Origin of the sequence: Paraflavitalea pollutisoli (genome assembly GCF_029360705.1) — a bacterium.
Taxonomy (GTDB): domain Bacteria; phylum Bacteroidota; class Bacteroidia; order Chitinophagales; family Chitinophagaceae; genus Paraflavitalea; species Paraflavitalea pollutisoli.
In genome coordinates this window covers 268,570-280,589 of record NZ_JARKMX010000008.1, presented here as the reverse complement: position 1 = coordinate 280,589, position 12,020 = coordinate 268,570, and the positions used below count along the sequence as shown (strand labels likewise).

Annotated in this window: 5 protein-coding genes; all 5 read right to left on the bottom strand. The window is 51.9% G+C overall.

Going from position 1 to position 12,020, the window contains the following annotated elements; translation table 11 throughout:
• Nucleotides 1-68: 68 nt before the first annotated feature.
• From P2W70_RS15345 to P2W70_RS15325, 5 genes are read right to left on the bottom strand one after another with little or no spacing between them, the layout of a single operon-like run.
• Nucleotides 69-3,233 carry an efflux RND transporter permease subunit gene (locus P2W70_RS15345; RefSeq protein WP_276482367.1) on the bottom strand — a complete coding sequence of 1,055 codons (3,165 nt, stop codon included), beginning with the start codon at nt 3,231-3,233 and terminating at the stop codon, nt 69-71.
• 34 nt (nt 3,234-3,267) lie between these two features.
• Nucleotides 3,268-5,337, bottom strand: a complete 2,070-nt coding sequence (locus tag P2W70_RS15340; RefSeq protein ID WP_276482366.1) for a discoidin domain-containing protein — start codon at nt 5,335-5,337, stop codon at nt 3,268-3,270.
• Between the two features lie 9 nt (nt 5,338-5,346).
• Complete coding sequence (locus P2W70_RS15335; protein WP_276482365.1) at nt 5,347-7,443, bottom strand: sugar-binding protein; 2,097 nt, start codon at nt 7,441-7,443, stop codon at nt 5,347-5,349.
• A 29-nt stretch (nt 7,444-7,472) separates the two neighbouring features.
• Complete coding sequence (locus P2W70_RS15330; protein ID WP_276482364.1) at nt 7,473-8,951, bottom strand: TolC family protein; 1,479 nt, start codon at nt 8,949-8,951, stop codon at nt 7,473-7,475.
• Nucleotides 8,952-8,954: 3 nt separating this feature from the next.
• Nucleotides 8,955-12,002 (bottom strand): efflux RND transporter permease subunit, encoded by a 3,048-nt coding sequence (locus P2W70_RS15325; protein WP_276482363.1) that lies wholly within the window; start codon nt 12,000-12,002, stop codon nt 8,955-8,957.
• Between the last annotated feature and the right edge of the window lie 18 nt (nt 12,003-12,020).

Genomic DNA, 12,020 nt, shown 5'->3' with positions numbered 1-12,020 from the left:
ACAAACACCGGCATAGGTGTTCACCCAACAACATTTCGGCAAGAAGCCTGATCCCGGCATCCCCTGGGTCAGGCTTCTTGTTTTGGCGCCACGGCGTGGATGGCATCAGGTGCAGCCAAAGCTTCACCTTTTCGCCATAACAGCACCGGCAGTACGACAAGTATTGAAAACAGCGAAAACAACAAGCCACCGATGGCCCCCACGGCGAAAGAAAACCAGAATACGCTGCTGGACCCTTCCAATAAAAATGGTACCATGCTGACACATACCGCCAGCCTCGTCACGAACATGGTTTCCGAACGGGCCACCAGGGTCCTGATCAATAACCGGCTGTATGCTTCGTCCGAGGTTTGTCGAAGTATAGCCAGGTCATTGATGATAAAAATGGAAGATCCGGCAACCAGGCTGCCCAACAAGATAAAAGCCGCGTAGCCTCCCTGGTCCAGGTAAAAGTCGCCCCAATAGTAAGTAAGGAACAACCCGATAAAAGAAACCGGTATAATAGCGATCACGTACAGTGGCTTTCGCAGGCTTTCAAAAACAATGCTGGTGATGAAAAAAACGGCGACCAACAGCAAGGCTACCCATACGATCTTGTTGTTGCCCCCCCATTCCCAGCCGCCATCATATTCTTTGTACACGGCTGTATAACCTACCGGCATTCCCGCTTTCATGGCTTCCAGCTTTGCCGCTAAAAAATACCGCCCTGCTTCCGATAAGCCCAGGTATTCGAAACTGACGACCCGTACATACTGCCTCCCTTCCTTATAGATACTGTTGACAGCCGGCGTAAAGACCAATGACCCCACGCTGTTCAAACGGAGTAGGTGATTGGAATCTACCGCCTGGTTGGCAAACAACAGGTCGTAATTGGAAAAGGTTCCCGACGATTGCTCTTTGATAAGGACCGGGTAATAGGTACGGTTGATGTACACCCCTCCGGCAGTCTGTGTGGGTGCTGATGCACTCCTGATCGCATTCAGTACGCCGGCTTTATCCACCCCAACCAACGCCAGCCTGCCTGCATCCAGGTACAAGCGATACTCGTTGCTGGGCTTTTCGCCGTGATTGATCCGTTCGTTGATGTTGATGGCCTGTACCCGCCGCTGCTCTTTCAGCTTATCGGCCAGGCGTATCGCCTGCTTTTCCAATTCGTCGTAGTTGTATCCCTTCATCACCACCTTAAAATTGGGGGTTTCCGCCTCTCCACCATTGCTGAATCCCTGGCCAATGCCATAGATACTCCATTTTACACCACCCCAGTTCAGAGACCGGCCAATCAGCTTTGCCTTCAACTGATAGGGCAAACTGCTATGGCCGGCATGCGCTGTAAAAGAGATCTCGATAAACCCAAATTGCCCGGAATAAACGTTCGTGATGAATTGATCTACCCCGGATACCGTTGACAGGTACTCTTCGAAATCTTTCAATAGCCGGTTCATTTGAGCCGGCGTACTGCCGATGGGCAATTCCGCCTGCAGATACAGTTTTGTTTTACGCAGATCCCGCACACTGCTTTTGTTGTATACCTGCTCCACAAACAAACGTAGTGTACCACCCAGGCATTTGTCGATGGCCGGACGGACGTGTTCCAGGTAATAGGCATTACCGAGCGTATGATTGTAGGCCTTATGATACCATGCCGTTCCCCTCCACTGGTCGGGCAACAGGAAGACCGGAGTGCCAAACAACAGCACGAGCCCCACGATAAAAAGTTTCCGGTACCGCACCAGCCAGGGCAGCATGCGCTGGTAACATCGCTCCACGAATGGCAGCAAGCGGTGGCGATGTGTTACTGCAATACGCAAACGGGGAGCTGCTGTTATGCGCAACAAGGTGCAAAGCGCCGGCGTACACCAAACGGCCGTGATCAACGAAGCCACCAGGGAAATAATGACGATCACCGGAAAGTCGCCGCCAGTGGCCTCGTCATTGCTTAGGTAGCCACCCACCAGCCACAGCGCAAAAATGGAGATCAAACTGGCGCCACACATGGCCAGGAACATCCTGCGGTCCTGCCTTGTTCGATAGTAGTCGAGCATGAGGATCCCATTGTCCATAACAATAGCGACGGCCACCGCAATGCCCCCCATTGTATACAAATGGATCGTAGCGCCCAGCAAACGGGCGATAATCACCGTCAGCGAAAACGTCAGGAGTAGCCCGGCCAATAAGTGCACGACCATCCGCCAGTCGCGGTAAGCGATCGCCAGCCACATCACCAGCAACACCAGCGACCCCAACAGTCGCCCATAGCTTTTGTCCGTAGCGGCGCTAAGAAAGGACGTATCATCGTATTCAAGGCTTACCGCAAATCCCTTCGGCAGTAGTTGGGTGGCTTTCTCCATCACCACCTGGGCGTTACCGGCCAACGCCACCTTGTTCACGTCTTTCGCCGGGTATACAGACAGCCGCACCACATTTTTACCGTTGATGCGAAAATAGGACTGGGGTTCCGCCCGCTGCAGGTACACCCCGGCAATATCCTTCAGCAACAACCGGCTATTCCTGCCGGAAGGGATTGTGATTTGTTCTATCGCACCGATATCCGCTTTGGGTGCCGGCACCCGTAGAAAATACTGTTCATGGTTGTCCCGGGTGAGGTAACCCGGATAGGATGCTCCGAAAAAACTGTTGAGCGAAGGCAGTATGTCGTTAGGGCTGACATGCCAGGCAAGGCATTTTTCCCGGTCAAACTGTATGACCATTTGCACCTCATCGACACCGGAAACCGTCACGTCCTTAACACCCTTCAGGTCAGCAAAAGCCTTGCGAAAAATTGTTTCACTTTCTTCCCGGATCAGCTGCGGTGGTAGCTGCGCATGAATCGCATACACCAGTATTGGCATGGCTGTGCGATCGGTTTCTCCGCCACCGATGTAGGGAAAACTGACCCCTGCCGGCAGTTGCCGGTAAATACGTCGTATCAGCGTGGCCAATTCCAGTCGTTTAAAAGCCATCTTCGCCGATGGATCGAAATACAATTGAACAAAACCGCCATGATAGCTGGAGGTGGAACTGATGTGCTTCAATTCGCGGAGTTGTGAACAGGCGTTCTCGATGATTGCAGTGACACCTTCCACTACCTCGGGTGTACTGTTGGGAAAAGAAAAAGAAACCGTTAACGCCGTTGACCGTTCCTTCGAGTCGGCCTGCACATACAGATCCGACAAAAAGAAACCAGCCACCATCACCAGCGCAACATATACCATCATCCATCTCTTCGGCGACATAGTCAGTAGTTTATCCCGCTCAACGTGGTGAAGGTTACCACCAGGTTTGCAGGCCATTTTCGTAGGTAAAAATGCGCTCTTCCTGTCCACCCGTCAGGCATTTGAGCCAAAACAACGCGCCAGCAGGTACTCCTTTGTAATCAAGCCTGTATTGACCCGAGGCAGCTACCCCCAATGAAATCCAGTCTGTACCATTCCAGTAAAACAATTCATACTGACTGTCTGGCAGAATACCATTGGTATCGTTGCGCGGACAAAACCTGATAGACCCCACAGCTGCCCGTTTACCAGGACCCAGGTCAATACCAATCCACCCGTCTCTGTTCCGTGCATTCTGGTAATAAGAATTCAGGTCGCCATCAAACGCCTTCGCAGGCTCGTGCCCGGCAATGCCGTCCATGCCGATGACCTGCCCTGTCAACGGCTTGCCATCCACCCCGATGAACTGAACTTCGGCAATATTATCCGGTTCGAAATTGGCCTCCGGAGCAGCCACATACCGCAGGTACCGGAACCGATCCTTACTGGCACTGCTCACCTCATTCACAAAAAACGGGTAGTTGGCAATCCGGTGCAATACTGTCGGATGCGTGAACACCGCATCATTGGCGCCTTCAAAATGCCCTCCTTTCAAAATCTCGGAATGATAGGCCGTGTAGGTATACAATGGATATTTCCGCAGCACCCGCATATCGGTGGTCTTGTTGCTGGCCTTCACCTGGTGCACCTGGCTGGCAGCATCGATGTAGAAGGGGGCACCAGCCGGCCAATGCTTTCCTTCGTGGTACACCGTAGGTAAATACATCGTCTGTCTTCCCAGCTTCTCAAATACCGCTTTTCCCGCTGTTATGGGGGCCACCGCTACTGCCTGCCAACCGCTGATATCGAAAACCGTCAGGTAAGCGAGTTTATATTGAGCCATCGCTTCGGTCACCGGGATGGTGACGGTGGTAGTGGTAACATATTCATCGGTTACGTCTTTGAAATTGGTTTTGGTAAACTCCGGACAGACAAATGACGCTGGGGTATTTTTGTTCATCTCGACCAGCTCAACGTTTTGCGAATACTGGTAGCGGTATACTTTGGGAATGGTACGCACATTTTGAACGTATAAGCCCGGTGGCATTTCTTCGGGGGTAAACTGGTGGCGATGCTCGTTGAATTCGGAAGAAAAATCGACCAGGTGCCAGGTGTTCTCCTGTACATTCTCATTGGTGATCAACCGCAGGGAGTCAAACTTACCCACCAGGTGTGGCATATAGTGCCGGCTATTGGTACTGCCCCAATGCATGATATAATCATATCCTACCGGCAACCCCGCCGCGCGCATGGCACTGGTGGCAAAATAAGCCGTGATCTCACAACTACCGATCCTCCCTTTTTCTACGTCGCCAATGCTTTGGTCGAAAGGGTAGTACTTGTCAAAAAACACATTGAAACTCGTTTCGGTGTTCAGCTTCCAGTTCAGGTCATCGAACACCGACCGGGCATTGCGTGGTTCATAATTGTTCTTTGCCCAACCTGTATAGCGCTGGTAAAATTCCGGACGCCAATACTCAGCCCGTTCTGCCTTGATCCGGTAGGGGAGGATATACTCACAAAAAACAGCAAAAGGTACCTTATCGGCCCAGGGAGCGCCTTTCCAGGCCCTGACAGCAAATTCAATATTACTGATCAGGTACGAAGCCGATAAGATCCTGCTGTCGTATTGCGGCTGCAGGTTATCTACCTGTGGCCAGCCAAACCGGCTCACGACAGCCTCGCCAATAGCCTTCTTGTCTGCAAAGGACAAGCTCTCTTTCAAATACGACAGGGTGTCTATCGCGGCAAATATGCTGGCGTAATTGTTTACTTCCGTACCATAATACCCAACATGGTACGGCATATGGCGGATGAGGAACCTGGCTGCTTCCAGCTTCAGGCTGTCTTTGGGCGCTTTGTAATGGTCCAACACTTTTTCCAGTTCGCCCCGGTTCTTACCGGCAAATGCCAACGCTTTTTCCAGGTCCTGTTCATGACGCGGACCACGGGCAGCAACCGCCAACATCAATGCACCTGCGAGCAGGCCAGCCATCACCACAAGTAATGTTTTGTTGTGTAGCATAACCAGTAGTTATTTTTTAAGTGGATAAATGATTCCGCCATACACATCGTGCTGTGGAGGAGCAGCGTACCATCCTTCCGTGGAGTGGCCCTTATCGGAATAGTACCGTAATTTGTATTTTCCTGCTTTCAGGTAGATTTTCGCTTCCATGCTGTAAGAAGGTGCGTAGCGGGTCGTATCCGCTGGCATCTTCCAGATCAACTGGTTGGTGGCGGCCTCTTCAATCCAGCATTTGTCTTTGGTGATGACGCCTGTCTTGTTTTTGCAATTGTCGCCTACATAAAAAAGGAAATACACGTACGATTCATCATACAACGACTTGAATTTACCGGCATGATCGTACGCACTGACCCGGTCCTGGTAGGGCCATTCGATACCGGAATAAGTAACCTGGTCCCAAACGTCGTCGATCTGCCCGTCGATTACCGGGGGATGCGATACCAGCCTGCTGGCATAGCCCTTCCTGACGGCTGCGGGATGCGCCGCAAAGGACAACACCCCATAGGTGGCGGGATCGTCCCAACGCTCACCCGGCTTGGTGGCCCAGGACAAAATGCTTTCCCGTTTGTTTTCTTCATAGTCACAGTCGCCCAGCAAGACGTTTAACCTTACCGGTCGCTGGTTGAACTTTTTCTTCCCCGGCATTTCATACCAGGGAATGGCTATCTCCAGCACATACGAGGTATCGTCCGGATCGCCGTAGGCAAACCGTATATTGGATGCCTTTATCCAGCTATCGGCATGCCGATCGTCCTGCATACCGGCAATCTTGTTGTACCGGTAGTTGAAATGGAAGACCTGCAATGGATCTTGGCCGGCTTTGACATGATCGTCCTGGCTGAAATACAGCTGAACATGGTCTGCATTGTAAGGGGCGTTGTATTGATCAGTGACAGGTAACACCTGCCCGCCCGCAAATACCTGGTAATTGCCATCCTTGTCAATGGAAAAAGCGGCAGTGGTATTGAGGCGATCCGAGATGTACCCGGTTTCTGCAATCGGCACTTCATTGAGATAGGCAGCCAGCGAGCTACCCCCGGTAAGCATTTCATATCCGGCATAGAGTTTTCTGGCGTTGGCACTATCACCGACCGCTTCATCGTATCGTGCGCGGGCGATCAACTCTTTGTTGTACAACAGCCGGTAGGCGCTGTTGTCGATTACTTTCCTGTTTTCAGCAATCGTGCTCCAGGCGGCCGTATAGTCTATATCGAGTTGCTGTGCCTGCGGAACCAGCAATGGTTTTATCAGGGCCAACGCGATGGGTGATTGCAGCAGATCATCCCGGTGGTAACTGTAGGGGTCAGGTACAGGCTTCGCTGTATATTGAATGGCCGCAAAAACCTTCTTGTCCATGAATTTCATGAGCAACAGCGTCCGCTCCTGATCGACAAAGCAATTCCAGAGGATCGTACTGTGTTGGATCTTCAGGATCTTCCAACCGTAAAAAAAAGTTTTGTTCTCCGTATACCAGGTAGGGAAGAGGTTGGCCACCAGGCTATCCGCCTTATAGAAATACTCGATGTATTTTTCATCAAATAGCCGGGATACCTGCGCCAGCGATTCCAGCAGCGATTGGTGGCCCTGCAGGTGGGCAGTTGCCTGGTCCAGGGCGCCCATAAACGCATTGGCATACTGATCCTTTTTCGCTACTGCCTGTACCAACCGGTCCGTCATCCAATAAACGGAATCGGCGCAGAACCGTTGCGGTTCATAATTGTCGGCAGGCACAACGACCAGGTCTTTCACTTGTATCCCTTTGTTATCGATGGAGTGGAAATACTTCTTCAAGGCACTATCGCCGGGCAGGATGGAGTCTTTGACCAATACATCCAGCTTTAGGGGATTGCAAAAAATGGCAGCAATGGCGCTGTTGGTTGCCGGCGAAAAATCAAGTAGGGAAGAAGAGAATTGCTCCGCAGCCACCCGGCCGTTTTGGGTGATCAGGTACGAGATGTCATGGATGCCGTATTCTTTACTGACCCGGTCCAGGATATCGTGGTAATCCCTGTTGGGTGCCGTGGCATGGTGGGCACAGCCCGCCAATAGCACCAGCAGGGGAAGCCAACAAAGCCGTTTAGGGAGGATAAGTGTTCGCACTTTCATCACAATTGTTTTAGTGGATGTGGATCGTTTCAATTCGTATTGTCCGGGGTACTGGTTCTCAACAACGATTCGTGTTTTTCAAAATCATACAAGGTCTGCTTGCGAAGCTGGTAGTAACAATCCCAAAAGGCCCGTAGCGCATTGATGTAATTCCTTCTGCTGTTGTCTTTTTCCGACTGGGCAAAACTGAGATCGGTGACAGACAACTTCCCGATCTGGTACAGGTCATTGGCCAGGATGTACCGCCGGTGTGCCACAGAATCGGTCTTCCTGGCCAGATCGATGTTTGACTCCAGCAGGGTCATATTGTTGATGAGGATCTCGATGGCCTGAAAGATATTCGCCTCTTCAAATTCATTGCTGGTAGCGGTCAGTTTTTCCAATGCCCTGGCAGTATGGTACCGGGCTTTCCGCCGGCCCCAGTCTACCAGGGGGATATTAAAGCCGATGCTGAGCCGTTGCTGGTTGTTGGGATTTTGGTATACGTCGCCCACCTGCGTGCCAATATGAGAAAGACCATAACTCGCTGTGAGGTTGACCTGCTGGGTGGCAGCCCTGGCTACGGCCACATCCCGTTGGGCCTCGCGAGTCCTTCGTTGAAAGGCAATGAATTCGGGCCTGTTCTTTTTCGCATGACTGGTCGCTTCTGCCAGATCGATGGACAACTTCTTTGATTGTACGGGCTCTATCAACAGGATCTTTTCTTCCTTGATCCCGATGTACATGTTCAGGTTCAGCTGGGCGATCGTGTGATCGTATTTGGCCCTCTCCAGATCCTGCTTACTTCTCAGCATCTGTAACTCCAGTTGCAGCAACCGGTCTTCGGAAGTAGTGCCCAGGTTGACGCGCTTCTTTTCGATCTCGTAATTCTCCTGGGCTACCAGCAGATTGGTGGTGGCGATGTCGATATTGTTTTGCGCCTCCAGGATGCCGAAGAAAAGTCCTACGGCCACCTGGGCGATTTGCTCCCGGTCGAAGGCAAATTGTTTCTGCGACTCATCGAATTTCAGCGTTTCGATCAGCCGGTTCCACTTCAATTCGTTGACGGCAAACAGTGGTTGATTCAGCTGCAAATACACCGGTGTGCCACTGTACTGTTTTGTTTTGGTCTGGAAATTATCAAACCTCGACAAGTCGGTGTTCAGCGAAATGGTACCCCCGGAGAAAGGCAACCGCTGGCTGATGCCCAGTCCGATGTTGTTGTTGCTTTGTTCGATCAACTGGTAACTGATCGCCCCATCGGGCTGACGCACGGCATAATACTCTTTGTTGTATACAGGTGCATTGCCATAGAGCGAGACCTGCGGTTTAAATTCGCTGCTGAAAGTGCGAAACCGGTAAAAGCTGATCTCCTTTTGCGTGGCCGCCAATTTGTAGCTGTACGATTGCATTTGCGCCCGGGAAATGATATCGTTCAACGAATAGACAGCGGGCCGCTGCGCCAGCAGCCGCGTCCCGGACAGCAACAGCAGCCACAATAACAATGTTCTCGCAGAGATGAAATGCATAAGTCAGGCTTTATTCTTTTTTTTACTCCTCACGGTAATGTACCAGTAAGCAATCGGGATGAACCAGGTCGTGAAAAAAGTACCGATCGTCAACCCGCCAATGATGACAATGGCCAGAGGCTTCTGCAGGTCATTCCCGATGCCGGATACAAACAGTACGGGCACAAGCGCAATACTGGTGGTCAATGACACCATCAGCAGCGGTTTCAGACAAATATCACCGGCTTCGTGGATCATTTGCTCCATCAGCTGTTGATCGATAGGGAGCCCCGCAGCGCGGTATCGTTTCTCCAACCTGTTCAATGTTTCAATTTTCAGGATCGGGTCATCGACGATCAATCCCAGGATGACAATAAACCCAATAGCGGCCATCACATCGAGGGTGCCACCGGTTACCCACAGCAAGAATAAACCACCGGCCACGCCCAGCGGTATGGTCAGCATGACGATCAATGGTTGCACGAGGCTCTCATATTGTACTGCGAGGATGACATACAGCAGTAACAACACCACCAGGAAGATCCACCACAGTTGCGTTACCTGCTGTTGGTTCTCAAAATACTGACCGCGCAAGGTCACCGAATAACCGGCCTCCAACGCCAGTTGCCGGATCTCCTTGTCGAACCCGGCCCTGTCGCTGTTTTGATCGAACACGACAGACTGGAATACCCCGGAACGATCGGCCGTAATGTATTTGGGTTTGTGCTCCGTGATCATTGCCACAAACAGGCTCAGCGGATAAGCTGTGCCGCTATTGCTTCTTACGCCCACCGATAATTTATCCTGCAGGGACGGCCTGTCTGCCTGTAGTCGAATGGCCTGCACATCGCCATATCTTTTCAACTGAGAGATGGTGTACACACCAAATTGTTGCCGCAAGGCATCCTCGATCTGCCCCCTGTTCACACCATATACCTTCATGCTTTCGTAGTTGAGTACCACAGTCACACTGGGCTCCCGGATAAAACCCATACCCAGGACATAGTCTTTAGGATCGAATCGACGCAATGCCTTTTTCAGCTTTTCGCCCGCCTCCGATGGATCGGCAGACCTGATCATTTTAAAACGGGCTTCCAGGTAATGGTCTGCCGTAGACGCAAACAACTGGGTAAATGCATTGGGAGCGTCGACAATTTCCAGGCTGGCCGCAGGGTAGTGACGGCTCATCCACGCTTTCACCCGTTGGTCCGTCGTGGCTTTCAAGGCTTCCTCCCTACAGCTGTAGTACAGTTCGCCCCGCTGTATGCTGTTGTCGGTATGCTGCAGCATAAACTGCCTGATGCCAACATCGGCTTCCGACTCCTGCATGTCTTTACCAACATCAGCCAGTAATTCCTTTATCCGCCGCAGGTTTTCGGGTGCATCGACGGGTGCGTTCCAATCGATGAGGACGAGGCTCTCCTTTTTCTCCAACCTGGGCAAGGCACTGACGGGGATCAGGGTCGACAGCCCGATACCGGCGCACATGACGAAAACGGTAACCAGCAGATAAGGCAACTTATGCCGCAGTATATGATGTACCATCCGGTGATACCCTTTGGCGACCCACGTATAAAACCGGGTATCCTCATTCCCTGCCTTCACCCGCTTTACCAACAGCGTATACAGCAAGGGAGCCAGGATAAATGCGACGAGCAACGATACACACAGGCAAATGGTGAGGCCAATCGCCTGGTCATAGACCAACGAACCCGCCATGCCGCTCAGCAATAGGAGGGGCGCGTATACAGCAACGGTTGTCAGCACCTGGCTGATCACAGGGGCTATCACTTCATTGGTTCCCTGCACGCTGCTTTCCTGCATGCTCAACCCCTGGTTTCTTCTCCGGGTGATGTTGTCGATCACGACAATGGAGTTGTCGATCAGCATGCCCACGCCCAGGGCCAGCCCCGATAGCGAAATGATATTGAAAGAGATGTTGAATACGTAAAAGAAAATAAAAGTGATGATCAGCGACAGGGGTATGCTGATACTCATCAGCAGGGCAGGTGCCCAGTTGCCCAGAAAAAGCAGCAACAGCACGACGGTGAGGAGGCCTCCGTACAGCAGATCCTGCCATAGGTTGCTGATGCCTGCGTCCAGCAGAAAAGACTGATCCTGGCTCACGCCAAACTCTATCTGCGGAAAATCTCTCCGGAACTGCTCAACGGCCTCTTTTACCTTCGGCACCAGCTCGTTCATGCGGCTGGAGGATTGCTTCTGAATGGTAATGACCAGTCCTTCTTTTCCGTTGTACAAATGGTAACCCGTGGGGGCTTCCTCCTGTGTCTTTACCTGCGCGATCCGGCCCAGGGCTACTGCGGTACCTTCCCGCAATACCAGGGGCAGGGCGGCAATATCCGACTCACTCCGAAGTTCATTGTCGAGCCTGACAAAATATTTGTATTGCCCATCTTTTACGGTCAGTCCGCCTAACTCCGTATTGGCCGCCTGAATGGCATAGGAGAGGTCACCTTCGTGCAGGTTCAGGGCCGATAGTGCTTCTTTGTCCGGAACAACGGTAATCACCTGTTGCCGTAGCCCGTTAATATCCACCAGCGAAACGCCTTCCAGTTGTTCGATGCGGCGTTTCAAAATCTTTTCCGTAAGCCGCGACACTTCCAGGAACTGCTTTTCAGCTTTGGGAATCACCTGCACCCGTACGATGGGAATATCCGACGTATTGACCCGCATCACTTCGGGCCTTGGCATGTCACGCGGCAGGAAGGAAGACAGGCGGTCCAGCTTTTCATTGACAGCAATGTAGGCCAGGTCCATTTCCGTACCATATTCGAAAGTCATTTCGATGGTACCAATATGGTTGGCTGCCTTGCTTTCTATAGACCGCAGGTTGTCGGCATTACCCAGCGCCTCGCGGATGGGCGCCAGGATACTTTGCTCCATGACCTCCGCCGCCGTATTGGGATAGTTCACCTGCACCACCATCTGCGGAACGTCGATGTTGGGCAACAGGGAAACAGGTATCTTATGAATAAGCGACAACCCGGTGATCAGTAGTGCTGCAAAGAGCATCAATACTGCAATGGGCCGCCGGATGAGGTATCTGACCATCTGTGGGGTTTGTACTTA

Excerpts from the sequence above, each read along its gene's own strand:
- P2W70_RS15345 (WP_276482367.1), bottom strand. The coding sequence starts at position 3,233 with ATGTCGCCGAAGAGATGGATGATGGTATATGTTGCGCTGGTGATGGTG.
- P2W70_RS15340 (WP_276482366.1), bottom strand. The coding sequence starts at position 5,337 with ATGCTACACAACAAAACATTACTTGTGGTGATGGCTGGCCTGCTCGCA.
- P2W70_RS15335 (WP_276482365.1), bottom strand. The coding sequence starts at position 7,443 with ATGAAAGTGCGAACACTTATCCTCCCTAAACGGCTTTGTTGGCTTCCC.
- P2W70_RS15330 (WP_276482364.1), bottom strand. The coding sequence starts at position 8,951 with ATGCATTTCATCTCTGCGAGAACATTGTTATTGTGGCTGCTGTTGCTG.
- P2W70_RS15325 (WP_276482363.1), bottom strand. The coding sequence starts at position 12,002 with ATGGTCAGATACCTCATCCGGCGGCCCATTGCAGTATTGATGCTCTTT.